Origin of the sequence: Asaia sp. HumB, assembly GCF_030263835.1 — a bacterium.
GTDB lineage: Bacteria > Pseudomonadota > Alphaproteobacteria > Acetobacterales > Acetobacteraceae > Asaia > Asaia bogorensis.
Genome location: NZ_JARPML010000002.1, coordinates 222,739 through 248,457, shown reverse-complemented (window position 1 = coordinate 248,457; position 25,719 = coordinate 222,739). Strand labels below are relative to the sequence as shown.

The following is a 25,719-nucleotide window of genomic DNA, read 5'->3' as shown; positions in this document are numbered from 1 at the left end:
TGACAGGAATGCGCGGCTTATCGCAAGCCAGCACGCATGGTCTCCTCTGCGTATGGAAACGAGAGGATATCACCATGACTTCCATCCAACGCATCGCGCTTGTAACGGGCGGTAGCCGTGGCCTGGGCCGAGCCACCGTCGAGGCTCTTGCCCAGAGAGGCATTGGCGTCATTCTGACCTATCAGGGTAACCGGGAGGCGGCGGAGGTCGTTGTCGCTCTGGCAGAGCAATCCGGTGTAAAGGCTGCCACGCTCAAACTCGATATGGCCAGCAGCAACAGTTTCAGCGCCTTCGCCGGGCAGGTGAAGGACATTCTGGGCCAATGGGGCCTGTCTCATTTCAACTATCTGATCAATAACGCCGGCAGTGCCCATAATGGCGGCCTGGCAGATACCACCGAGGCCGAGTTCGACCGCATGTATGGCGAACATCTCAAGGGGCCGTTCTTCCTGACGCAGGCGCTCTTGCCTTTGCTCGCGGATGGCGGACGTATCCTGAATATCAGCAGCGGCCTGACACGTTTCACCTTTCCGGGTCGCATCGTCTATGCCTCGATGAAGAGCGCGATCGAGACCATGACGCGCTATATGGCGAAGGAACTCGGCCCGCGAGGCATTACGGTCAATGTCGTGGCACCCGGCGCCATACAGACTGATTTCTCCGGTGGCGCCGTGCGGGACAATCCCGAGATTGCCCGTCATATCGCCCAGAACACGGCGCTGGGGCGTGTCGGCCTGCCTGATGATATCGGCCCGATGATCGCCTCGCTTCTCTCGGACGATAACCGCTGGGTCAACGCGCAGCGCATCGAGGTATCTGGCGGGCAATCCCTCTGACGATGTCATCGCCGCATTGATTACCTGGGCTGAAGCTATCTCGGGCACGGAGCTGGCCTGAGCGAGCGTGGGTTGTCGTGCGGCGCCACGTTGCATCTTTCTCGGTTAGTCGTGGTGCGACGGCTTTCCGTAACGGGGGAGGGGATCGTCCATTCACCCCCCGATTCAGGGTCAGGCCCGTCGCATTTCGATCTGGAACGCATTGTGTCGAAAAGTATTAACTAACGAACGAAAGTAATATTTGAGTTCGAAATACAACGTTAGTAAGTAACTGTGTGGCAAAAATACAATGTGACGAGTTTATGACTCGTGATTCCAAATATGCCTCTGGACGTAATTTCGTTTGTGAAATCTTTTCGGCCTCAGAACGCCTTTTGGAGGTCGAAAACACGATGAACATGATCAAGAACAAGCGGCGATTGCTGCTTGTCTCCACAGTTGGTGCAGGTCTGGTCCTGGGGCAGGCGCAACTCGCCCACGCTGCCCAATCTGCCGCTGTATCCTCACACAAGGCCCATAAGCGCACGGCCAAAAAGACCACTGTCGCTGCGCGGAACCAGGCGACAACCGCTCCGGCAGCCTCGGCTGCGCCGCTTGTCCGCCCTGCGGCGCAGGGCGCTGGCGTCCGTTCGATCTCGGCCAGCAACGACACATTCGCGCCGGTTTCCGGTCGTGGGGCGCGGGGTGGCAGTGAAAATATTGTGGTGACCGGTTCGGCGCTGAGCACCTCGAACAACGCCAATGCCAACCCGGTCCAGATCGTTACGTCCAAGCAGATCCTGCAGACAGGCGCCACCACGGTAGGCGATTATCTGCAGCGCCTGCCTTCCGTCGGTTCGTCGGGCACCTATAATTCGCAGACGAACGGTACGGGCGGGTCGTCCTGCGTGGATCTGCGCAACCTTGGCCAGAACCGCACGCTGGTGCTGATCGATGGCAAGCGCACCACGCTCAACGGCAATAACAGCTGCGTCGATCTGAACACGATCAACGTCTATCAGGTTCAGAGCATCGAAATCCTCAAGGATGGCGGCTCCGAACTCTATGGTGCCGACGCCGTTGCAGGCGTGATCAACATCAAGATGCGCCATGACCTGAATGACGCGAACATTACCGTTCGCGGCGGGATTACCGATGTCGGTGACGGCCAGACGGGTCAGATTTCCGGCTACAAGGGCTGGAACTTCGATCACGGCAAGGGCAACGTGACACTGTTCGGGTCATACATGACCAAGAGCGGGATCATGCAGCGCAACCGCGCCTGGTCACGCAATGTGCAGATCAACGATCCGACCGATGCGTCCGACCTGCTCTATGGTTCATCAATCCCGACGACGGGCAAGTATTTCACCGATTCAGGGACTTATATCCCTAATGCCAGTGGGACCGGCTACCACACGGCCACCTCTGCAGATCGCTATAATTATGGCTCGCAGCAATCCCTGACCAACTCGTTGCAGAACTCCACGCTGTCTTTCGACGCGCATTATGACGTGAACAGCCATTTCACGCCCTATGCCAATTTCCAGTACAGCCACCGTACCTCCAGCACCACCTTGGCGCCGGAGCCCATGACGGGCAGCATCTACCCGTCCAACCTGCCGTCCAGCCTCGTGATCCCGGCCGATGCGCCATACAACACGTTTGGCGAAGACGTGCTGATGTACAAGCGTTACGGCGAATGGGGTAACCGTCGTACCGAGACAGCGACCGACACCTACACCGCCATTGCAGGCGCCAAGGGCGAGATCACCCATGGCTGGATGTACGATCTGTCCTACACCTATGGCTGGAACCAGGTGACATCGCAGATGTCGGGTGTGGGCAACTATGCCAAGCTTCTGCAGGAATACGGTCTGCAGCAAGTCGATCCGACCGATTCAAGTTCTGCGCTCGTTTATAACCCGTCGGTCTGTCAGGCCTCTGCCGGTTGTGTGCTGTCCGATCCGTTCAAGCCCCTTTCCTCAGCTGCTGCGGCTTATTCGAACTACACGAGCCATGATCATTACTATTACCAGCTGCGCGACCTGAACCTGCGTATGCACAACAACCATGTTGCCACCATGCCCTGGAAGGGCGGCGGCGATCTGGGCTTTGCGCTGGGCATGGAACATCGTGGCGAGCAGCTTGCCTATCATCCTGATGCTGTTGTCGCGTCAGGCGACACGCTCACCAACTCGGCCTCCTATACCGGCGGTGGGTTCAACGTCACGGAAGGGTATCTCGAAGGCAAGGCGACGCTTCTACGAGACGTCTTCCTCGCCAAGGATCTGACCATCGATGCGCAGGGGCGCTATTCGTCCTACAGCACCTTTGGTGGCACCAAGAACTGGAAGGCCTCGATCAACTGGGCGCCGATCCGCGATATCCGTTTCCGCGCAACCATTGGCAGCTCCTATCGCCAGCCGAATGTGTATGAGCTCTATTCAGGTGGCAGCCTTGGTTACGCCTCGGCAACCGATCCCTGTGCCCAGGCCAGCTCCTATGGCTCGCTCTCGGCCAATGTCGTGGCCAATTGCGCCAAGCAGGGCATCAACACGTCAACCTTCGTTGCGGCAAACTCGGGTCAGGTGCCGACGCTTTATGGTGGTAACGCCTCGCTGAAGCCGGAAACCGGCCGCACCTACACAATCGGTACGGTGATCACACCGCGCTGGGTGCCGGGTCTTTCCGCTTCGGTGGAATACTGGCATTACACGATCAAGAACATGATCTCGTATCTGAGCTCACAGTATATTCTTGACCAGTGCTACACAGGTGCCAGCACCAATTACTGCAACAACATCACGCGCGTCTCGAGCACGAGCCAGCTGAACTCTGTGACGGACTACTATGCCAATATCGGCGGTCTGCGCACGAGCGGTATCGATTTCGACCTTGATTATCGTATCCGTGTAACACCCAAAGATGTGGTGACGCTGGGCAACAACTTTCAGCAGCTCATCAGCTATCTGCAGCAGAACGAGCCGGGCGGACAGTGGTACAACTATGCCGGTCGTCTGATGTACCAGTCGGGCACTGGCCAGCCGCGCGTGCGCGACTACGCCACGGTCAACTGGCAGCATGGCAACTGGGGCGTCACCTATATGATGAAATATACGGGTGGCATGGTGTGGAACAACGGATCGCAGGATCTGAGCACGGCCCTTGGTTATGGACGCTACAAGACCCCCGGCGTGTTCTCGCATGATCTGACGATTGATTATCGTCTGAACAAGTGGACGTTCCAGGCCGGTGTGAACAACCTGTTCGACAAGCAGCCGCCCTTCGTGGCCGATGCCTCGACCAACAGCGCTGCCGGTCTTTATGGCGACCTTTATTATGGCCGCTATGTCTTCCTTCAGGCCGGGGTCAATTTCTGATCTTGCCCCACGGATGGTGCGCCTCGTGTAACGGGGCGCGAACGCCCTGTGTTGAAGGCCGCCGGACCTTAGGTTCGACGGCCTTTTTCTATTGTGCAATGTGTTGCATGTCTGGTTGCGCGAAGGCTGCCCGCCTTACAGGCGATAGGACTCGTTTCCGGTCACGATGGGCGTCCGGGCTTCGCGGTAGTTGCTGCCGCTGCGTGCACGATGATCCTCGATGACCGAATAGACCAGCCCCTCGCTTTCAGCATCGAATACCCTGTGAGGGTAAGCATTTCTGATTGGATAGATCGCCTTGGTATAGGCGTGCGGGCCTGTGATATTGAATGTCGTGACCGCGCCCGCGCCATGCACCTCGGGGCGGTAGGTCAGGATCTTGGTCATCACGAGCTGGATCACCCGCCTCAGATAGGGATGACCGGGCCGGGCGATGAGAAACCATTGCTGGTATTCTCCACCCTGAACATAGGCGATCGAGGCACCAATGCCCCATCCCTTGTGCAGCCCGGAGCCTGACATGTTCCATTGCGAGATCAGATACGCATCATCCGTGCGTATCATGTCATCCAGCGGTCGCGAGGTGGTCGATTTGAGGTCGAGATAAACCCCACCCAGCTTGTAAATCAGCAGATAACGGAAGAAATCCGCCTTGGCGGCGCCGTATTCCCCGCCAATCATCAGGTATATTTTAAGCACGTCCCAGCCATAATGCTCGGATATGAAATCGAAACGTGCAGCCTCGTCCCACAGCCTGAGCGACCATCCCGAATTCATCTGGGCCGTGCGCTCGATATTGGCTGCAATGGCGGGGTCCAGTGTCGCCACATCATTGCAGATGTAATGCAACAGACGCGGCACGGGCTCGGATGATATCTGTGCTGGCGCGATGACCGGGAAGCGGCGCAGGCTGAGGCAAACGAGTTCGCTCCAGCTGGCGCGTTCCATGACCCGGTCGCGTGAGCCGTCAGGGGCGTGCGACCAGATGGCGCCGGAGGCATCGCGAAGCTGATACACGGCGGGCGCTGTCTGATGCAGGTTCCACCCGGCAGGTGCATTGAGCAACAGGCGGCGTTGCGTATCGATGCCGAGCAGGGTTTGCCCAGTGCCCTCTAGAACCGTGCCGCGAATGGGACTGTCTGTATTCGGCGTGAGGCTATCAGTTGTCCCGTTTGTCCCCATTCCGGGCGTTCCTGGCCCGGTCGCCCCCATCTCGGGAGTCTCTGTCCCGTTGGGGATGAGAACATCCCCGAACATGGTCACGAGGGCTGTGTCAGACATCGTGCGGATCACTTTCCGTTACGGCGTGAGGCTCATGAGGGAGGAACTCCCCGATTTGCCGCACCGCCTGCGCAAGGCTCACACGCTCGACAGCGACGCCTTCAGGGAAAGCGGAAAGGAGGCGTGAGGGCATGCGTCGATCGAGAATGACGAATACCCCGCGGTCATCGCCCTTGCGTATCAGCCGGCCAAAAGCCTGACGCAGTTTCATGCGCGTGAGACGGTCGTCGTAATCGCGCGGGTCGTCGGGGGAGAGCGCCTTGCGCCGCTCGCGATGCAGGATATCGGGGCGCGGCCACGGTGTACGCTCGAAAACGACCAGACGCAGCGCCTGACCCGGCACATCCACGCCGTCGCGCATCGCATCTGTGCCGAGCAGGCAGGAATGGAGTTCGGTGCGAAAGATATCGACCAGGGTGGCATTATCCATCGTATCGACATGCTGCGCGTAAAGCGGCAGGCCTGCTTCCTCCAGCGGTGCCGCAATCCGCTGATGCACGGCGCGCAGACGGGAGATGGCGGTAAACAGCCCCAGCGCACCGCCTTCCGACGCCATGAAAAGCAGCCTGTAGGCGCTTGCCAGCGCATCGAGATCGTTCGGTGGAACATCCGTGACGATCAGCGCGCGTGTCTGGCTGGCGTAATCGAATGGGCTGAGCAACGAGGCCCGCATGGGCGGCTTGATAAAATGCGGCGTACCCAGTCGCGTCTCGGCTGCCTGCCAGCCCTGTTCGACCAGACGGGGGTCAGGGCCGCTCTCACCCTGCGGGGGTGTCTGGTCACGCAATGTGGCCGAGGTGATCAGGATGCCATGCGCCGGCCCCTGCATGACCGAGGCAAAGGGAATGGTCGGGTCGCGCCAGTGACGGTGCAGACCGATATCGCGCTCGCCCGGGCGGGCGGGAACATATTCGAGCCTGATGAGATCGATGAATGCACTTCCCGATTCAGGCGTGTCGCCCAGCGCGGTATCGAGCATGGCAATCCAGCCCTCTACACGCGAAATGGCCCGCCGGCGGATAGAGCGTATCATGGCCTCGATACGCAGCCTCTGCGCCGCCTCCAGCGCGTCATCCGGCTCGCTCAGCAGGGCCTTGAGTCGTTCGACGAGGGTTTCGAGCGGCGTGAGCAGGCGTCGTAGCGCCGTATCGAAAGGGTCTGCCGCCCCCCTGAGCGTCTCGCCTGCCGGGTGGAGCTCACATTCGGACGTGTCCTGTCCCGCTGCGCCAATACGGCGGGCTTCGAGCTGGGCTCTAAGCGCACGGAAAAACTGCTCGGCGCTGTTGGTGATCAGCTCCGGCACTTCCGGCTCCGTCGCGTCATCCTCGCCATTGAGGCGACCGAGCCAGCCCGGTGCGGGCAGGGCATGGGCCGCGGAAAGAATGGCATCCAGCGGCGATTCCAGCGCCGGGGAGGTGGCAACGAGGTCCTCGAGGCGTCGGCGTAATCCGCGCGCCCGCGAGCGGCTCCCCTCGGCGCCAAGCAGCCAGCGTCGCAGCTCCGCCGCTTCCAGCCCCGAAAGGGCGAGCGAGAACGCGCTATCTGCCGCCTCGGGCAGGTGGTGTCCCTCATCGAAGAAATAGCGCGTTGGAAGCTGGTCCTCATCAGGCACATCGTCGCGTGCAAGGCTCGCCCAGCTTGCCTGCGACAGCACAAGAGCATGATTGGCGATCACAAGATTGGCGCCGCGTGCCCGACGAATGGAATGTTCGACAAAGCAGGTCTGATAATGCGGGCAGGCGCCGTGGATACACTCGCCCCGTCTGTCAGCCATGCCATAGATCGTGCTGGTGCCGAAGATATCGCCAAACCAGCCCGGCAGGTCGCCCCCCATCAGATCGCCATCTTCGGTCGCTTCGGCCCAGCGGGCCAGCATGGACAGGCCGACAAGTGCAGCAGGTGAGGGGTTGGGCCTCGACGCCAGCGTGTTGACTGCGTCTTCCATGTTCAGAAGGCAGAGATAGTTTTCCCGTCCCTTGCGCAGAACGACTGTATTTCGGCGTTCGGCATCATCGGGATAGAGGCGGTGCAGTTCCTGCTCGATCTGCCGTTGCAGATGCCGCGTATAGGTGGAAATCCAGACCGGTCCATCATTTTGTTCGGCCCAGACGCTTGCCGGGGCGATATAGCCAAGCGTCTTGCCTGTCCCGGTTCCGGCCTCCGCCAGCACGATTTCCGGTATCCCGAATCCTTCGCGTGGGGCGAGGGCGTGGGTCACGGCCGAGGCATAATCGGCCTGTCCCGGGCGCGTCTCGGCCTTGTCACCCAGTATGGCCGAGAGGCGTGTGCGCGCCTCGACAGGGCTGACGGGGCGGCTTCCCGGCGGTGGTCTTTGCGCCATTTCCTCCCAGCGCGGCAGACGCCGCCAGACGCGCAACGCCTCGTAGGGATGGCGCTGTCTTGAAGGAGTTGCCGCCAGTTCCGTCTCGACGAACGCGGCCCAGGCCCAGCCTGCACGGGAGAGAAGAGGGAGCAAAGCCTGCATGGTGTCCGCCTCGCCCGTCTCTGCCAGACGGGTGAGGCTCTGGCGCAGCGTTTCAAGAAGATGATGCAGAAAATCGGCCTCGCACGGGTCGGGGGCCATCACCCCCAACGCCAGCGCCATACCCCGAGGGGTCGGCACGACAGGGCGTGTGGGAAAGAGAAACAGGAACAGTTCGAGCAGATCGAACCACGGTACGACCTGACCCGGTGGTGTGAGACCCAGTCGCCTGATTGTGGCCGGCCCATGAATCAGCAGCGGCGGCGGGAGCGTCGCCAGCAGCTGTGCCGCCTCATTCGCGTCGAGGGAGAGAAGCTCGCCATCCGGTGTCAGAACCGAAGCCCGCGCTCTGGTCGTTACAAGGGCAGGGGCATCATAAGGTAAGGCGCGGGAGGGTGTGGGCATCACACTGACCATAAACGCACTCGTGCTTGCCCGCCAGCAGGGCGTTTCCTTCGCCATATGCGACCTGGAGCGGGATGGAATGGGCGCGTTGGGCAGCCCGCGGCCAAAGAGGCCTAACGCCAACTTGCTTGACCCGGGGCGGAACTATTTCTAGTTTTCGACCAATCATGTCCAGCATTGCAAAAAACAACGCCTCCCTCACTCCAGACGCCCTCGACCTGCCAAAAGCATGGCCGTTCGAGGAGGCGCGAAAAATCGTGGCCCATGTCGAGGCACGAGGCGGCGATGCTCCGGCCCTGCTCGAGACCGGCTATGGCCCGTCCGGCCTGCCCCATATCGGCACTTTCGGTGAAGTCGCGCGCACGACCTGGGTGCGTCTGGCTTATGAACGCCTGACGGGACGCAAGACACGTCTGCTGGCTTTCAGCGATGACATGGATGCGCTGCGCAAGGTTCCGGGCAATGTCCCCAATCAGGAGATGCTGGCGCAGCATCTCGGCCTGCCGCTGAGCCGTATCCCTGATCCGTTCGGCAGATTCGAGAGTTTCTCGGCGCATAACAACGCGATGCTGTGCGAATTCCTCGACCGTTTCGGCTTCGAGTACGAGTTTGCCTCGGCAACCGATTATTACACATCGGGCCGTTTTGATGCGGCGCTGCGTCGTATGCTTGAGGTGCATGACGAGGTCGTGGCGACTATTGCGCCCACGCTGGGTGCCGAACGTCGCGCGACCTATTCGCCTGTGCTGCCCATTCATCCGCGCACAGGTCAGGTCATGCAGGTGCCCGTGACCAGGGTCGATCCGATTGCCGCCACCGTGCAGTGGCAGGATCCCGAGACGGGTGAGAATTTCGAGACCTCCGTGCTGGGTGGTCACGCCAAGATGCAGTGGAAGGCCGACTGGGCCATGCGTTGGTACGCTTTGGGCGTGGATTACGAAATGTCAGGCAAGGACCTGATCGATAGCGTCAAGCTGTCCAGCAAGATCTGCCGTATCCTTGGCAAGGCCCCGCCCGCGGGCCTGACCTATGAGCTGTTTCTCGACCAGAACGCCCAGAAGATCAGCAAGTCCAAGGGGAACGGTCTGTCGATCGAGGAATGGCTGCATTACGCGCCGCCCGAGAGTCTGGCGCAGTACATGTTCAATCAGCCGACACGCGCCAAGCGCCTGTTCTTCGATGTCATCCCCCGTGCCATGGACGAGTATCTGGCCAATCTGGACAAGGCTGTCGAGACGGAAGACGAGACCACGCTGCGCGCGAACCCGGCCTGGTTCATTCATGGCGGCACGCTCGACAAGGGGCTTTCAAGCCCGGTCTCGTTCACGGCCCTGCTGAATCTGGCCTCGGTCGCCAACGCCGAGACCAGCGATACCCTCTGGAAATTCCTGCGCCGTTACGACCCGAGCCTCTCGCCGGAAACGCACCCCTATGTCGATCGTCTGGTCGGCCATGCTCTGGTGTATTTCAAGGAGTTCGTCCGCCCGGCCAAGACGTTCCGTGCGCCAACGGATCTGGAGCGCGTGGCCCTGCAGGATCTGGCAGACGCCTTGAAACTGGCAGACCCCGGACTATCTCCTGTTCAGGTTCAGGATATCGTCTTCGAAATTGGCAAGAAACATCAGATCCAGCCGCTAAGGGCGTGGTTCGGGTGTCTCTACGAGGTTTTGCTCGGGCAGACCGAGGGACCGCGCTTTGGCATCTTCGCTTCGCTTTTCGGCCTGCCGGAAACAGTGGCGCTGATCGAAAATGCCCTTGCCCGCGATGTTGCCGTGGCTGATGCCAATAATTGACAGGTGAGAAGAGACGATCAGCAGCCTTGATTGAGGGTTCATGACCGTTCAGGAACAGACAACACCCTGCTGTGAGGAAGGCGAGGCCAAACCTGCGAGCCCTTGGCGACGTGTGGCCTGTCGTCTTCCAGCGCTGCTGGGGCTCATTCTTCTGGTGGCGGCGATCTACGTTATCCAGAAAGAGCTCAAATCGCTCTCTCTCGCCCAGATAAGGGGGGCTCTCCAGGCTATACCGGCACAGGCCTTGCTGGCTGGGGTAGGCTGCACCTTCCTGTCCTATTTCATCCTGTCTTTCTACGACCGGCTGGCCTGTTATCATATCGGGTCAAAGCAGTCGTTCCTACGCACAGCCTTTGCAGCATTCTGCTCCTACGTGCTGTCGCATAATCTGGGCTGCTCTGCCATTTCCGGCGCGGCCGTGCGTTTTCGGCTCTATCGCAACTGGGGGGTGTCGCCTGGCGGCATCGCCCAGATCATTGCCTTTTGTTCCACCACCTATCTGCTTGGTGCGATGGCGCTCATAGGCGGCGTGTTCCTGTTCGAGCCCGGCCATATCCCGCTTGTGGCGCATCTGCCCCATCTGGTCCTGCAACTGGGTGGTGCAGCGGCCTGGCTCTGCGTGCTCGCTTATCTTGGCGTGTCATTGCGATATCGCCAGATGCGCATCTGGCGTTACACGCTCGACGTGCCGGGTTTCCGTGTGGCTGTGGCGCAGGTTATTGTCAGCGCCGCCGACATGGCGATGACAGCGATGATTGCCTACGTCCTGTTGCCTCCGGAAGCGGCAATCGGCTTTCCGGCATTTCTCGCCATCTACATCGCCTCCTACACTGCCGGTCTGGTCGCGAGTGTGCCGGGTGGACTGGGCGTGTTCGACGGCGCAATGCTTCTGGCGCTCGGGCCCTATCTGCCCACCCCGCAGATCCTTGGCGTTATTCTCACTTTCCGCCTGTTTTATTACATCATTCCGCTCTTTTTGGCCGGGGGCATGTTTGCCGTTCATGAGCTCTTTCTGCGTGGTGATGCGGCCTGGGCGCGGCGCCGCGGAGGAGCAGCGGCAGGTGCATTTGCTAGGCGGCCAAGTCAGGTGGTGCGTGAGTCCGAGGCCGATTTTTCGGTAACGGTCGCGACAGGTGTGGTGGCCGGTACTGGCATATTGCTCGTGTTCTACGCCGTGGCCGTTCCTGCGCCCCTCCTTGGCACGCCATTCACCCATCTCATGCTGCAGCTGGCAGAATTCCTTTTGTGCCTGACCGGGGTAATGCTTGTCGGGGTTGCCGCAGGGTTGGCGCAGCGCGTGACTGCGGCATGGCGGGCGGCGCTTACGCTATTGGGTGTTGCCATTCCACTTGTCATCCTGCGGCAGGGGCCTCTGGCGATTCCGCTTTGCCTGATGATGGTGATGTTCCTCATCGCGCCGTTTCGGTCGTGCTATTATCGCAAAGCGCGGCTCTTTGCCGAACCCCTCAGCCCGACACTTATGGCGCCGGTCACGCTCTGGATCATCAGCCTCGGCAGCGTGGGGCTGTTTGCCCTGCGCCATCATCTCGGCCATGCATGGTGGCGCTCGCTGATCTATGATGCGCATACCTCGGTCGTTCGCTGGGCGCTGGGCATTTCGGCTCTGCTCGGCATTGTGGCCGTCATCCAGATGTTGCGTCGCAGTCATGTACTGGTGCGTCCCTGGGACAAGGAGAGCGAGACGCTCTACCGCAACCTGGCTCACGCCCTTGAGGAGCTCGGCCCTCGTCGCCCGAGCGGACTGATCCTGAACGACAACGGCCGTGCCGGAATCCCATTTCTGCGCACGGGTCAGTTCATCATCGGTGTTGGCGATCCTGCCGGCGCGGAGACCGAGTGTATTGCCGCAATCTGGCGTCTGCGCGATCTCGCCCTCGAAGAGGGGCGACATCCCGTGTTCATCAAGGTGGGACAAGCGCTTCTTGGGGTCTATCACGACATTGGCATGACGGTTTGCCCCAACGGCCCGGGTGAAACCGGGGCGCTGTGCTGCCTCGCGCAGGATCTGCAGGCGGTCAAGGCGGTGCTGGGCAGTGAGCACAGGCGGCTCAAACGCCTTCTGCACACAAGACGTTTCCTGTCGGTCAAGGCCCGAGCCGATCGGGCCGGGTGATGCACCTGCCCCATGTGTTGACGCAACAGGTCAGGATCAGCGATGTAACGGCCATCTGGCTGATGGCTTATTCGGCCCTGTTCTCGATCGTCAACCCTCTGGGCGCCTCGCTTATCTTTGCGCAAACAACCCTGGGTCGCCCACGAGCACAGGTGGTCCGTCTGGCCCGGACCGTCGGGTTCTATTCCTTCATCATTCTGATGGTGTCGGTGTGGCTGGGTGGGTGGATCCTCAGCTTCTTTCGGATCACCATTGATGCCCTGCGCGTGTCTGGTGGCCTCGTGGTCGCCTCGCGTGCATGGGCGCTTCTGTTGGCGCCAGAGGAGAGTGAGGCGCGCAAGGAGCGTCAGGTTTTCGACCATGATACCGCCAACGCGGATAACGACCTGGGAGACAGGGCGTTTTTCCCTCTGGCCATGCCGTTTACCGTGGGGCCTGGCAGTATTGCCGTGGCCATTGCCCTGAGTTCGGGTCGTACCCTTGGTGCCTCGGCTGCCAGCTACATCATTGGCTTGTCCCTAGCGGTACTTGCCGTCTCCCTGACCGTGGTCATTTTCTACACCTATGCCGAGCGCATCGTCAGCTCGCTTGGACGGACCGGGGCGCGCATCGTGAGCCGTCTTGCTGCCCTCATTCTGCTTTGTATCGGTATCCAGATCCTGTTCGCGGGGCTGGAGGGGTTCGTTGTCTCGACACTCAAGCATATGCGCCAACTCAATTTGCTGAACTGAACCTAGTTGGGCAAACGGGCAAGGCTTTCAGGCCAAGGCGTTGCGTATCTCATGGCGCAGGGCAGGGATGACCTCCTCACGGAACCAAGGCGCCCGTTTTTCCCACACACCCGTTCGCCATGACGGATGCGGCAGCGGAAAGTAACGGGGCAGGTAATCCCGAAAGTGACGCACACGATCCGTTACGGATCCACGCCCCAGCGTGTAATGCTGGCTGTAGGAGCCAACCAGCAGGATCAGCCGCAGCTCCTTCAGATGCCCGAGAACCTGGTCGCGCCATGCAGGCGCGCATTCCGGACGGGGTGGCTTGTCACCGCCATTAGGCAGGCGACCGGGATAGCACAGCCCCATGGGCAGAATGGCGACTTTGGCCGTGTCGTAAAAATCTTCCTCGGAGAGAGCCATCCATTCCCGCAGACGTCGCCCCGAGGGATCGTAGAACGATTTGCCGCTCTCATGGGCAATGGTGCCGGGCGCCTGGCTCGCGATGAGGACACGCGACGTTGGCGAGACATGGATGAGCGGTTTGGGGCCGAGGGGCAACGAGGCTTCACAGATACGGCACGCTCTGACGCGCGTTACCAGATCTGCAAGGCTCTCCTGAGGTTTGGGGGGTGGCAACTCAGAAAGACCACGCTTCGAGTGGCGGCAAGGCGCTGGGTGTCAGTGCGTACTCGGCGCAGGTTTCGTAATGAGGCGTATCGCCCCCCCTGTGGGAACGGAACAGCACGAAGTGCTCCGTCACGACGGGCTTGCCGCGCATCAGGTTATTCCCCTGGATCCAGCGAATGACCTCGGCGCCCGGATCGCCGTCAAAAACGCCAAGGGTGATATGAGGCATAAACCGCTTCTTCTCGAGAACAAGACCGCACCGCCTCAGGGCGGTATCGATCTTGCCCTGCAGGGTCATCAGGCTGCTGGAGGGCGCCACGCCTGCCCAAAGGCGCGACCGGGTGCCCTGTGTCGCAATACCTACCCCACTCGGCTCGATCTGGACGGGCGTGGTGGTGATGGCGGCCAGCGTATGGTCAAGCTCCTCCATCATCGGCCGAGAGCGGATATCGCCGATGAAGCGCAGGGTGAGGTGATAGGTCTCCGGTGGGTGCCATGTCACACCGGCGATGGGACGGCGCAGGGACGACAGAAGACGCTTGTGCTCGCTGGCAAGGTCGAGAGCAGTGAACAGACGCATGAACACTTCCTGTCAGGCGGGATGAGCCAAGAGTGGCCCTTTGGCGGAAGGATATCCCCGCAGGGACCGGATCAGAGAGGGCAGGAGCAAACCCGACATGCAGGATGCGGCGTGGAATGAGGGAGGGAGTCAATTCGATAGCGTATGAGATCCGTTCTGTCGTAACGTCACAGCCTATAACGCACCGCATCGCAGCGGTTTCGGCAAGCGCGGTGAATGTATCTTAGAATGTCGTTCCTCGCGGCCGACTTGACCACTATGCTAAAAGCGCCACATTGAAGAAACAAAAGGCCAGTCCGGCCAAATCTCAGGAAAGGGTGTCATGGCTTTCGTTCCAAATTCTCGATCTGGTAATACCTCGGGTAACACCGGAGCCGCCAGGGTCGATACGGTCGATGCCGGTTTGCGCGCCTACATGCTCAGCGTTTATAACTGGATGACAGCGGGGCTGGTGGTGACCGGTTTCGTGGCATATGCCGTAGCCGAAACCTCGTTGCGTGACCTCTTCTTCCAGCAGGTTCTGACGCCGGGTGGCATCCTGACCCGCCCGACGGGGCTGGGAATGCTCACGATCTTCGCCCCGCTGGCCTTCGTCATGGTCATGTCATTCGGTGTGAACCGCCTGTCGCGTCAGGCTGCGCAGGGTCTGTTCTGGGCTTTCTGCGCCGTGATGGGCGCCAGCCTGTCGAATATTCTGATTGTCTATACCCATACATCCGTGGCGAGTACGTTCTTCGTCACAGCAGCAACGTTTGCGGCGATGTCTCTGTGGGGCTACACGACCCGCCGTGACCTCAGTTCGCTTGGCTCGTTCCTGTTCATGGGGCTTATCGGTCTGGTTATCGCCAGTCTGGTCAACATGTTCCTCCACAGCCCCGCCATGTCATTCATGGTGAGCCTGATCGGTGTGGTGCTGTTCACGGTGCTGACAGCGTTTGACACGCAGCGTATCCGCGCAACCTATCAATACTACCTGTCCTATGTGGGGCCGGAGGAAATGGGCAAGCGCAGTGTTTACGATGCGCTTTCGCTTTATCTGAACTTTATCAACCTCTTCACCTTTTTGCTCCAGTTCATGGGCGTTCGTAATAATAACAACAGCTGACTACTGATCTAGATCAATCGTTTATTTGAGGGGGCGTGTCACAGGCACGCCCCTTTTTGTTTATTCAGACTATTTCGGTCTGGATAACTTGTTATTTCTGTCTGAACTGAATCTAAAAAATCCGCAATGAATTGCGGCAGAAAAGCGATAATGTGCGCTAAAGCCCTGATTCTGAAGACGAACATCTGTGTTCAAATTGTGAACAGCCCCATGAAAAGTCTTGATCAGTGCTTGCTTTGCAGACCAATCGGGCGGAAACAACAGAACAGAGCTGGGCGCTGATGCCCAGCGTGCAGGCAGGCGGTTGATCAACCGGTCGATCGCCTTGCCGAAGCAAGGCGAGGCAAGGATGAGACGTGTCGTGGTCGGAGCGTTCAGAGCCACCGGCAGACGTAACGTTACGTCTTCATACGATCCCGGTCGTATGATGATGTCACGTTGCGGCGCGATACGTATCGTTCACTGGAATAGGAGAGATGGATGACATCCCCTGAAGGTGTTGTCGCCATGTTCGACCAAGCCGTGGTCGGGTTCAGCGGCAGCGTAGCGCAGCCAAAAAGCTTGACGGTCGGTTCAACGAGCGGGGCAGACAATGAACAATAGACTCTTGCCGAAGTTGCGGCGGCTACTGCCGCTGGCGCCGGCGTTTTTCCTCTCCGGTTGTACGCTCGATCTTCTCGATCCGCGTGGCCCGGTTGGGCTTCAGAACCGTAACGTCATCCTGATCGAACTGGGTGTGATGCTCTGCATCGTCATCCCCGTCATCATCATGACACTGTACTTCGCCTGGAAGTATCGCGAGAGCAACACATCGGCCGAGTATCTGCCGAACTGGGATCACTCAACGAAGATCGAATTCTTCGTCTGGGGCGTCCCGGCTGTTGTAATCGTCATCCTCGGCGCGATCGCGATCATCACGAGCTATACGCTCGACCCGTATCGCCCGCTGCATTCGGCTGAGGCGGCAGGGCGCAAGCCTCTGAACGTCGAAGTTGTCGCACTCGACTGGAAATGGCTGTTCATCTACCCCGACCAGGGTGTTGCAACGGTCAACCAGCTTGCAGTGCCGGTCAATACGCCGATCAACTTCCGCATCACCTCTGACTCGGTCATGACGTCGTTCTTCATCCCGCGTCTGGGCTCGCAGGTGTACGCCATGGCTGGCATGCAGACGCAGCTCCATCTTCTGGCCAGTGCGCCGGGCGATTACCTGGGTGAAGCAGCGCACTACACGGGTCGCGGCTTCTCTGACATGAAGTTCCGCACGCTTGCCATGACGGATGAGGATTTCAACCAGTGGGTGGAAAAGGTGAAGGGCGCGTCTGACTCGCTCGACTCAGCCGACTATCCGCAGGTTGCCGCTCCGCAGGAAGCAGCACCGGTCAAGTATTTCGCGCATGTTCAGCCGAACCTCTTCGACAGCATCGTGGCCAAGTATAACAACGGTATGGTCATCGACAAGTCGACGGGTCAGGTCATGCACATGCAGTCCGCCATGTCCGACATGCAGATGAAGGAATAGGGACACATGCTAGGTAAGTTAACACTTTCGGCGATACCGCTGGATGTGCCCATTCTCGTCGGCACGTTCTCAGGTGTTGTTATCGTCGCGCTCGCCGTCTTGGGTGCCATCACCTATTTCGGCAAATGGGGCTATCTGTGGCGTGAATGGCTGACCTCGGTCGACCACAAGCGTCTGGGCATCATGTACATCGTACTGGCCCTCGTCATGCTGTTCCGCGGCTTTGCCGACGCCATCATGATGCGCAGCCAGCTCGCTCTGGCCTATAATGGCAACCCGGGCTATCTGCCCCCGCACCATTACGACCAGATCTTCTCCGCCCATGGCACCATCATGATCTTCTTCATGGCCATGGCGTTCATGACGGGTCTGCTCAATGTCATCGTGCCGCTGCAGATCGGCGCACGCGACGTGGCGTTCCCGTTCCTGAACTCGCTGAGCTTCTGGATGACCACGATCAGCGCTGTTCTGATCAACGTCTCGCTCTTCATCGGTGAATTCGCTCAGTGCGGCTGGCTGGTCTATCCGCCGCTGTCCGAGCAGCAGTTCAGCCCTGGCGTCGGTGTGGATTACTACATCTGGGCCGTGCAGCTTGCCGGTGTCGGTACGTTGCTGACTGGCGTGAACTTCTTCGTCACCATCGTGAAGATGCGCGCTCCGGGCATGGGCTGGATGCAGCTCCCCGTTTTTACCTGGACGGCTTTCGTCACGGTCGTTCTGATCATGGCAGTCTTCCCGGTTCTGACGGTTACCCTGGCCGAGCTCGCGCTTGACCGTTATCTGGGTATGCACTTCTTCACCAATGACGGCGGCGGCAGCGTTCAGCTGTATCTCTCGCTCATCTGGACGTGGGGTCACCCGGAAGTTTACATTCTGGTTCTGCCGGCCTTCGGTGTGTTCTCGGAAATCACCCAGACATTCTCGCGCAAGCCCCTGTTTGGCTACCGCGTGATGGTTTACGCCACGCTTGCGATCGGCGTTCTGTCCTTCATCGTCTGGGCTCACCACTTCTTCACCATGGGCGCAGGCCCGAACGTCAACGCCTTCTTCGGTGTTGCCACGATGATCATCGCCGTCCCGACGGGCGTGAAGATCTTCAACTGGCTGTTCACCATGTACAAGGGCCGTATTCAGTTCAACGGCATCATGTACTGGGTCATCGGCTTCATGGTCACCTTCTCCATCGGTGGCATGACGGGCGTCATGATGGCGATGCCGGCAGCCGACTTCGTGCTGCATAACTCGCTGTTCCTGATCGCTCACTTCCACAACGTCATCATCGGCGGTGTGTATTTCGGTTATGTCGCAGGTCTGAACTTCTGGTGGCCGAAGGTTCTCGGCTTCAAGATGAACGAATCCTGGGGCAAGCGCGCCTTCTGGTGCTGGTTCGTCGGTTTCTACCTTGCATTCGTGCCGCTCTATATTGCCGGCTTCGAAGGCATGACCCGTCGTATGAACCATTACGACAATGCTGACTGGCATGTTCAGATGCTCATCGCTGCTGCCGGCGCTGCCGTCATTGCAGTGGGTGTTGTCTGCCAGCTGATGCAGATCTACGTCTCCATCCGCGATCGTAACCTGGCCGAGAACCGTGACTTCACGGGTGATCCGTGGAACGCACGTACGCTCGAATGGTCGATGTCCTCGCCCCCGCCCGCCTATAACTTCGCCGTCCTTCCTGACGTTCACGGTATCGATACGTTCCATACCGAGAAGCAGATGGGCCGTCGCAGCTATGAGGGTAAGGTGCTCGCACCGATCCATATGCCGAAGAACACGGCTGCCGGCTTCTTTGTCGGTGCCTTCAGCTTCGTGCTCGGTTTCGCAGCGATCTGGTACATCTGGTGGCTTGCAGCACTCGCCCTGGTTGGCGTGTTCGCGACAGTCATCCTGCGCAGCTTCAACAATGATGTGGACTACTATGTCCCGGTTAGCGAAATCGAACGCGACCAGGAAAATTATGTCCGCTCGCTGACAGCACAGGCGGCAGAATAACAATGGCAAATATCTCAGCAACGCCGCACGGCACCGCACACGGCATCGATGATCACGAACACCACAACACGAACAACGTGTTTGGTTTCTGGATCTACCTGATGACGGACTGCCTCCTTTTCGGGACGCTGTTCGCCACCTTCGCTGTCATGCGCACCCAGTTCGCTGGTGGCCCGACGGGCAAGGAGCTGTTTGATCTGAACGGGGTAGGGCTGGAAACAGCCCTCCTCCTGCTCAGCTCGATCACCTTCGGTTTCGGTATGCTTTCGGCTTATGCCCGCAAGCAGGGCGCCATGCTTGCATGGCTCGCCATCACCTTCGTGCTCGGCCTCGGCTTCCTTGTTCTCGAAGTCCGCGAATTCGCTCACCTCATCCATGAAGGTGCCGGTCCGGATCGCTCTGCGTTCCTCTCCGCCTTCTTCACGCTGGTGGCGACGCATGGTCTTCACGTGACCTGTGGTTTGGTCTGGATCGCTGTTATCATGGTCCAGAGCTTCAGCTCGCAGGTTTTCAGCACACGCTATATGGACAAGCTCCAGTGCCTGAGCCTTTTCTGGCACTTCCTGGATATCGTCTGGATCTGCGTGTTCACCTTCGTTTATCTGTTGAGTGTGATCTGATGAGCCAAGCATCGACCCATCAACACGAAGGCGAGTCTCACGGCAGCTTCGCCTCGTACATCATCGGCTTCGTGATTGCGGCCATCCTGACGGTGGCGGCTTTCGCTATCGTCGAGATGCACCTCATGACCCCCGGCGTGACCTTCGGTGTCATCGCCGCGCTGGCCGTGGTTCAGATCTTTGTGCATCTGATCTACTTCCTGCACATGAACAGCAGCTCGAGCCAATCCTGGAACAACACGGCATTTGCCTTCGCGGTCATTTGCGTGCTGATCATCATCGGTGGAACGATCTTCATCATCCACGATGTCAGCATGAACATGATGTCGCGCTGACGCGATCTGTCTTCCAGCGTCTTCCGCTCAGGGATGCGCCGGAAGTCGATCATGCCGGTGAAACGGGAAAGGCCCGGGGGAGAAATCCCCCGGGCCTTTTCTTTTGGCAGCGTTGCCCTGCGGCGGCCTTGCCTGCCGTGACAGAGCTACGGTCTCGTCTGCCAGTGGCCAGGAAGACTGCAATGGGTTGCCGCTCTGGCGATACGGATGACAGATACAAAAAAGGCCCGATCGATGATCGGGCCCTTCTCAGAAACGCATTGCGTCTCTCAGTCCTTGTGCGGCTCCGGCGAGAGCATGGCATCCTTGCCGGGTTTATCTTTCCACTCATCGGCATCCGGCATGGCATCGATCTTGCGTGTGATGTTGGGCCACACAGCAGCATATTTGCTATTGACCTCGAGCCACGGCGTCGCACGGTCGTCGCTATCAGGCACAATGGCCTCAGCAGGGCATTCGGGCTCACAAACGCCGCAATCGATGCACTCATCGGGGTTGATCACGAGGAAGTTCTCGCCTGCATAGAAGCAGTCAACCGGACAGACTTCAACGCAATCCGTGTATTTGCAGCGTATGCAGTTTTCGGTGACCACATAGGCCATAGGTGTCTCCGATCTTAAGCTGGGGCCAGAGGCCCGAGAGGATCCCGGGAGGCAATAGAGAGACGCCGTCTGGGATTTTCCAATAAGGGATGCCGCAGATAGGCGGAAGTTTCGGTCTCTGGCAAGCATATGTTTACGGCAAGCCACGGCAAATTTGCCTTGTGGGCTCAGTCCTCGCCAATAACCTCGTAAAGCAGGGCGGCCTCGGTGGCAGAGCCGCGGCGCTCGGCAAGGGCGAGAACACGCCAGATACGGACCTCAGGGCGCGGGTGACCGGGTAGTCCCAACACATCGCCCACACGTATCTTGCTATGGGGCTTTGTCGTTACCTGACGATTGATCCTGATGCGTCCTTTCTCCACCAGCGCGGCGCAGTCCTGACGCTGGCGGCACACACGAGCATGCCACAACCAGAGATCGAGCCGCTGATAATCACGCTCCGCATCAGTCATGGATTATCTCCCGCCCAGACCCAGCCGCGCCAGCGCAGCGAAGGGACTGTCAGAGGGGGGGGATGGCTTTGCGGGCGCTCGCTTGCCCGAATGACGGCGATGTTTTGCCTGTGGTTTCACTGCCGAGAGCATGAGGGGCGCAGGCGGCCCGAATTGCCCTGACGGCAACGGTGCAGCCACACGCAGGCGTATGCCCAGGCTGGATAAGACCTCCGGAAGCTTTGTCTTGTTCAGCCCGTAGCGCTGCGCGAGATCGTTCGGCACGGGGCAGGGGCCTTGTCGTGTCAGGCGATGCACCTCGCCCAGCAGTTTCTCCACACGATCCAGCCGCATCCAGCTTCCACCAGCCCAGGCCCAGCCCGCAGAGGCTATTGGCGCTGTACCCGGAAGGGCAATCGTTATCTGCCGAGCGTCAGGGTTCTGACTGGCGTGGCGATGCCACAGACCGAGCAACAACGAGCGCAGGGTCATGGCGGCAGGCTTGAGCAAGACAGGCATGAAGACGCCCTGCGGGGCGAACAGGATCCCCAGACGTCGCAGATGGCCAAGCACCTGCGTTCCGTGGCTGGCGGGTTCGCCAGGCATCAGGGGGGCGACACCACCATATTCCATCAGGCGATGGGTAAGGCCGCGCAGGGCAGGCGTAGGGCGGGGCTGCGCAGCCAGCGCGTATAGAGGGGCCAGCGTCGTGCGGATATGGGTAGCTGCGAACGCCGTGAGCCTTTCCTGAACGAGATCGCGCTGCTTCGTGTCAGCAAATTCCCCACCCAGAATTTGTACGGAAGGCGCTAGGAGAGCTGTGCCACGGGCGAGGCGCGCAATGACCACGCCGTCCCAGGCAATATGGCCATTGGTTGCATCCAGCGAGAGGGTGTCATCGGAGGCGGAGACAAGGGCCTGCACGCGTCGCGGAATTTCGTGCAGCAGCGCACGCCGTCCTGCACGCAGCATAAGCTTGCGTTCGGGAAGGGCCTCTTCACGATCGGGCTTAAGGGTGAAGCCCTCAATGGTGCCGACGGCGTGGCCCTCGACAATCACCTGCCCCTCACGGGTCACGGCAGAAAGCAGGTCCCGTGTGCCGTCGCTGTCGAGACGACGCAGGAGGGATGTGGCGCGCCGATCGACAAACCGGGCTGTCAGGCGTTCATGCAGCGCGTCTGACAGCAGATCCTCGACTTCTCGGGTGCGTTCCTGCCAATGGGTTGCCCGATCGCTCCAGTCACTGCGCGCCGCCACATAGGCACAGATCCTGATGCTGGTAAGGCGATGCATCAGCGTGTCGATATCGCCATCGAGGCGCGAAAACCCGGAAATATGGGCGTCGAACCACGCGCCAGGGATGCCTCCATCCTGCAGGAGATGCATGAAGAGACGATGGCACAACCGCACATGGGAATCGTCACCCAGTTTCCGGAAATCGGGAATCTGGCACACGTCCCATAGCAGGGCTGTGGCCTTCCTGCCTCGTGCTGCCTCGCGGATCTCGCGCTCACCTGAAAGGCTCTCGAGCGTCAGCACATCGGAAGCAGGGCGGCCCGCCACCAGACCGCGTTTGGGTGGTGATGCGTTGAGGCTCGCATAAAGGGCGTCGGGGGAGGTAAAATCGAGAGCCGCATTGCGCCAGCTCACACGCTCGACCGGGTCAAAGCGGTGCGCTTCGATCGCATCGACAAGCGACTCTGACATCGGACGCGCCTCGGCGGTCGTGCCGAATGTGCCATCCTTCATGCCGCGCCCGGCGCGACCGGCAATCTGGGCACATTCCTGGGCTGTCAGTGGCCGAAGCGAGGCGCCGTCGAACTTTGTGAGCGATGCCAGCGCAACATGGTTCACGTCCATGTTCAGCCCCATGCCTATGGCATCGGTCGCAACGAGATAATCGACATCCTTGTTCTGATAGAGTTCGACCTGCGCATTGCGGGTGCGCGGCGAGAGCTGCCCCATGATGATCGCGCAGCCGCCCCGTCGACGCCGTATGATCTCCGCAATGGCGTAGACCTCGGCAGCCGAGAACGCGACGATGGCCGAGCGTGCGGGGAGCCGAGAGAGCTTGGTATGACCCGTATGGACCAGACTTGAGAGGCGTGGGCGGGTGTCGATCTCGATACCGGGCACAAGGCGTTGCAGAAGGGGGCGCATGGTTTCCGCACCGAGAAATAGGGTCTCCACATTGCCACGCGCATTCAGCAACCGGTCAGTAAAGACATGTCCACGATCGGGGTCGCTGCTGAGCTGGATCTCGTCCACGGCCACGAACTCGACCTTGCGCGTGAGGGGCATGGCCTCGGTCGTGCAGGAAAACCATTTTGCGTCGGGGGGAACGATCTTTTCCTCACCCGTCATAAGCGCCACATGGCGCGCACCCTTGAGGCGCACCATGCGCTCGTAATTTTCGCGCGCCAGCAGGCGCAGGGGGAAGCCGATGATGCCAGATTCATGCGCCAGCATGCGTTCGAGCGCATAATGGGTCTTGCCGGTATTGGTCGGTCCCAGCACGGCACGAATTCGGCGGGGCATGAGATGGAGCTGGGACTTCATGATACGATGCTTGTGCATGAGCGATCGAATTGCAAGACGCCACTGCCACTGGCACAGCTTGTACGGACCCGATCCTCCATCGGAAGATCAGCAAAAAGGCAGATAACCATGCGCAACCCCGAAGAGCTTTGCCTGACGACGAGCGCCGACGCGGCGAGACCCCTCCATATTGTACCTGTCGGGCAGGATATCGAGGCATTGCTTCATGGACACGGCGCCGCCCTGCGCGAAATGGCCGGAGAGCCTCTGGCAGGACGTCTTTATCTCGTCCCCGGAGCGGCGGGCGTCAGTCACGCGGTCTATCTGGATGATCCGCAATCATGCGATGCAGCGCGGTTCGGTGCGCTGGCCACGGGCTTGCCTTCCGGTGACTGGGTCCCTGCTGTCGCACCCGATTATGCCGGGTCGCGCCCGGAGATCATGCAGGATGTGGTGATGGGCTTTTGCATGGGCGCCTATCACTACGCGATAGGCCCGGCGAGCGAGAATACGGTGCGCCTGGTTCTGCCTCCAGAGTGTGATACAGGTCGCGCCGTCGCGCTTGCTCAGGCGACATGGCTCGGCCGCGACCTAGTGAATATGCCTGCCAATCTGCTAGGACCGGTGGAGTTGGCGCAAAGGGCTGAGGCTGTGGCCCGACTTCACAACGCTTCGAGCGAGATCATAAGCGCTGAGGCTCTTGAGCGGGCCTATCCCTGCCTTGCGGCTGTAGGCGCGGGGTCAGATCGCCCGGCGCAAGTATTCAGGATGACATGGCAGGGCAGCGCTGCCGGAGCCGATGCGCCGCTGCTCTCTCTGGTTGGCAAGGGCGTCTGCTTCGACACTGGCGGATATGACATCAAGCCCGCGAGCGGCATGCTGCGCATGAAAAAGGATATGGGTGGCGCTGCCCTGATGCTGTCTCTGGCGCATGTGATCATGGCGCAAGACCTCCCTTTGCGTCTGGAATTGCGTCTTGGCTGCGTTGAAAACAGCATCTCCGGCCATGCCATGAGGCCGGGCGATATTCTGACGACGCGTACAGGCCTGACGGTTGAGGTGGGTAATACCGATGCTGAGGGGCGCCTGGTGCTTAGCGACTTGCTGACCGAGGCGTGCGAGTCCCAACCTGACTGGCTGCTGGATGCGGCGACTCTGACAGGTGCGGCCCGTGTCGCGCTGGGCCCTGACTTGCCTGCACTGTTCTGTAACGATCCGGAATGGTCGCAGATCTTGCTCGAATCAGGTCAGGAGACCGGTGATGCCATGTGGCAATTGCCACTCTGGCATGGCTACGACGCATGGCTCCGCCGCAAAAATGCCCATCTTGGCAATGTGACGGACAAACCGATGGCGGGGGCGATTACGGCTGCCCTGTTCCTTCAGCATTTCGTCGAACCCACTGTAAAATGGGCACATATAGACACTTATGCCTGGAATGACGGCGCAAGAACCGGGCGTCCAGAGGGGGGAGAGACGCTCGCCCTGCGTGCTCTGACAATCGCAACATTACGAATGATTAATGAAAGAGTAGGGTCGGGCTCAGCTTAGTCACTGACTTTCAACAAAAAGATACTAAACCGATTACAAAAACGAACCTATATGGATGCGTATCGTTCGACGCATGTTGTAGGAATGCAACGCTAATCGGGATGTAACCCGCTTCGTTCCTAAAGCAAGCGCCTTCAGGACACGCACCCAAGGCGTGGCATCCCTGAAATACCCGTAAGGTGTTTTCAGGGTGGCTTACTTGGGCGACGGGTAAGACCATTAGCCGCGCCAGATGCGCGATGCATTGAGGAGTTTTTTCGATGGCCCAGGCACAGAATGACCAGATGCTCAACCTTCTTCGTGACACGATCGTTTCGCTCGTGCGCAAGGACGGTCCTGATCTCTCCGCGCGTCAGCTCGGCGTTTTTCTGACCTGCTATCTGCAGGATGGCGCCCACACGGTTCGCGGTCTGGCACAGGAGCTCAATGTCTCCAAGCCCGCCATTACGCGCGCTCTCGATCGTCTGGGCGAGCTTGACCTGGCGCGTCGCAAGGTCGATCCGCTCGATCGCCGCTCGGTTCTCGTGCAGCGCACGCTCAAGGGCTCGGCTTTCCTCCGTGAAATGCGCTCGCTCATGAGCGAGGCTTCGGGCACGGTCAAGCCGGCTGCCAAGACCGGTCGCGGCACGGTTGAGCGTATGACCGTGCGTCGCATTGCTGGCTGAACAATTCAGGTTGTTCAGCAGGCGCATGCCTGATGTTGGTTTTAAAAGCCGCCTCCTGAAAGGGGGGCGGTTTTTTTTGTTTGGGTACCAGCGATATGAGGGTCTCGGATAGTTTGGGCCGGTGTCTCCCACGACCGTG

General features: G+C 59.8%; 19 protein-coding genes. 12 read left to right on the top strand and 7 right to left on the bottom strand.

Annotated elements, in window-relative coordinates; genetic code table 11:
* Window positions 1–74 precede the first annotated feature (74 nt).
* Window positions 75–836, top strand: a complete 762-nt coding sequence (locus P5689_RS02450) for an SDR family oxidoreductase (protein ID WP_285531965.1) — start codon at window positions 75–77, stop codon at window positions 834–836.
* A gap of 398 nt (window positions 837–1,234) precedes the next feature.
* The gene (locus tag P5689_RS02445) at window positions 1,235–4,198 is read left to right on the top strand and encodes a TonB-dependent receptor domain-containing protein (RefSeq protein ID WP_285533798.1); all 2,964 of its coding nucleotides are present in this window, start codon (window positions 1,235–1,237) and stop codon (window positions 4,196–4,198) included.
* Between the two features lie 135 nt (window positions 4,199–4,333).
* On the opposite strand, the gene P5689_RS02440 is transcribed toward P5689_RS02445, so the two are convergent.
* Together P5689_RS02440 and P5689_RS02435 are read right to left on the bottom strand one after the other, a co-directional pair.
* Window positions 4,334–5,479 carry a glycosyltransferase family 32 protein gene (locus tag P5689_RS02440; RefSeq protein WP_285531964.1) on the bottom strand — a complete coding sequence of 382 codons (1,146 nt, stop codon included), beginning with the start codon at window positions 5,477–5,479 and terminating at the stop codon, window positions 4,334–4,336.
* On the bottom strand, window positions 5,472–8,366 hold the full coding sequence (locus P5689_RS02435) for an ATP-dependent DNA helicase (protein WP_285531963.1): 2,895 nt from the start codon (window positions 8,364–8,366) through the stop codon (window positions 5,472–5,474). The genes P5689_RS02440 and P5689_RS02435 overlap by 8 nt, the downstream gene beginning before the upstream one ends.
* A gap of 167 nt (window positions 8,367–8,533) precedes the next feature.
* Between P5689_RS02435 and P5689_RS02430 the strand changes: the two genes are divergently transcribed.
* Genes P5689_RS02430 through P5689_RS02420 form a run of 3 tightly spaced genes read left to right on the top strand, consistent with a single transcriptional unit; the run spans window position 8,534 to window position 13,024 of the window.
* Window positions 8,534–10,159: a lysine--tRNA ligase gene (locus P5689_RS02430; RefSeq protein ID WP_285531961.1), complete on the top strand. Its 1,626-nt coding sequence runs from the start codon at window positions 8,534–8,536 to the stop codon at window positions 10,157–10,159.
* Window positions 10,160–10,199: 40 nt separating this feature from the next.
* On the top strand, window positions 10,200–12,293 hold the full coding sequence (locus tag P5689_RS02425) for a lysylphosphatidylglycerol synthase domain-containing protein (protein WP_285531960.1): 2,094 nt from the start codon (window positions 10,200–10,202) through the stop codon (window positions 12,291–12,293).
* Window positions 12,293–13,024 carry a MarC family protein gene (locus P5689_RS02420; protein ID WP_166928205.1) on the top strand — a complete coding sequence of 244 codons (732 nt, stop codon included), beginning with the start codon at window positions 12,293–12,295 and terminating at the stop codon, window positions 13,022–13,024. The genes P5689_RS02425 and P5689_RS02420 overlap by 1 nt, the downstream gene beginning before the upstream one ends.
* Window positions 13,025–13,051: 27 nt before the next feature.
* Here P5689_RS02420 and P5689_RS02415 read toward each other — a convergent pair whose 3' ends face one another.
* Both P5689_RS02415 and thpR read right to left on the bottom strand, forming a co-directional pair.
* Window positions 13,052–13,645, bottom strand: coding sequence for a uracil-DNA glycosylase family protein (locus tag P5689_RS02415; protein WP_285531959.1), 594 nt, complete (start codon window positions 13,643–13,645; stop codon window positions 13,052–13,054).
* A 1-nt stretch (window position 13,646) separates the two neighbouring features.
* A complete protein-coding gene (gene thpR / locus P5689_RS02410; RefSeq protein ID WP_285531958.1) occupies window positions 13,647–14,216 on the bottom strand; it encodes an RNA 2',3'-cyclic phosphodiesterase in 570 nt (189 codons plus the stop codon).
* A 322-nt stretch (window positions 14,217–14,538) separates the two neighbouring features.
* Here thpR and P5689_RS02405 point away from each other — a divergent pair, with 322 nt between their 5' ends.
* The 5 genes from P5689_RS02405 to cyoD all read left to right on the top strand — a co-directional run bounded on the left by P5689_RS02405 (window position 14,539) and on the right by cyoD (window position 19,793).
* The gene (locus P5689_RS02405; RefSeq protein WP_023978423.1) at window positions 14,539–15,321 is read left to right on the top strand and encodes a Bax inhibitor-1/YccA family protein; all 783 of its coding nucleotides are present in this window, start codon (window positions 14,539–14,541) and stop codon (window positions 15,319–15,321) included.
* Window positions 15,322–15,913: 592 nt separating this feature from the next.
* Window positions 15,914–16,843, top strand: coding sequence for a ubiquinol oxidase subunit II (cyoA, locus tag P5689_RS02400; RefSeq protein WP_062164828.1), 930 nt, complete (start codon window positions 15,914–15,916; stop codon window positions 16,841–16,843).
* A gap of 6 nt (window positions 16,844–16,849) precedes the next feature.
* A complete protein-coding gene (gene cyoB / locus P5689_RS02395) occupies window positions 16,850–18,838 on the top strand; it encodes a cytochrome o ubiquinol oxidase subunit I (RefSeq protein ID WP_285531957.1) in 1,989 nt (662 codons plus the stop codon).
* Between the two features lie 2 nt (window positions 18,839–18,840).
* On the top strand, window positions 18,841–19,458 hold the full coding sequence (cyoC, locus tag P5689_RS02390) for a cytochrome o ubiquinol oxidase subunit III (RefSeq protein WP_023978418.1): 618 nt from the start codon (window positions 18,841–18,843) through the stop codon (window positions 19,456–19,458).
* Window positions 19,458–19,793, top strand: coding sequence for a cytochrome o ubiquinol oxidase subunit IV (cyoD, locus tag P5689_RS02385; protein WP_062164826.1), 336 nt, complete (start codon window positions 19,458–19,460; stop codon window positions 19,791–19,793). Before cyoC ends, cyoD begins: the two co-directional genes overlap by 1 nt.
* Before the next feature lie 269 nt (window positions 19,794–20,062).
* Here cyoD and fdxA read toward each other — a convergent pair whose 3' ends face one another.
* The 3 genes from fdxA to P5689_RS02370 all read right to left on the bottom strand — a co-directional run bounded on the left by fdxA (window position 20,063) and on the right by P5689_RS02370 (window position 23,385).
* On the bottom strand, window positions 20,063–20,395 hold the full coding sequence (fdxA, locus tag P5689_RS02380) for a ferredoxin FdxA (protein ID WP_023978416.1): 333 nt from the start codon (window positions 20,393–20,395) through the stop codon (window positions 20,063–20,065).
* Between the two features lie 167 nt (window positions 20,396–20,562).
* Window positions 20,563–20,847, bottom strand: a complete 285-nt coding sequence (locus tag P5689_RS02375) for an RNA-binding S4 domain-containing protein (protein ID WP_023978415.1) — start codon at window positions 20,845–20,847, stop codon at window positions 20,563–20,565.
* 3 nt (window positions 20,848–20,850) lie between these two features.
* Window positions 20,851–23,385, bottom strand: a complete 2,535-nt coding sequence (locus P5689_RS02370) for a helicase-related protein (RefSeq protein WP_285531956.1) — start codon at window positions 23,383–23,385, stop codon at window positions 20,851–20,853.
* Between the two features lie 108 nt (window positions 23,386–23,493).
* Here P5689_RS02370 and P5689_RS02365 point away from each other — a divergent pair, with 108 nt between their 5' ends.
* Both P5689_RS02365 and P5689_RS02360 read left to right on the top strand, forming a co-directional pair.
* Complete coding sequence (locus P5689_RS02365) at window positions 23,494–24,915, top strand: leucyl aminopeptidase family protein (protein ID WP_285531955.1); 1,422 nt, start codon at window positions 23,494–23,496, stop codon at window positions 24,913–24,915.
* A 260-nt stretch (window positions 24,916–25,175) separates the two neighbouring features.
* Window positions 25,176–25,580, top strand: a complete 405-nt coding sequence (locus P5689_RS02360; protein WP_023978412.1) for a MarR family transcriptional regulator — start codon at window positions 25,176–25,178, stop codon at window positions 25,578–25,580.
* Window positions 25,581–25,719 lie beyond the last annotated feature (139 nt).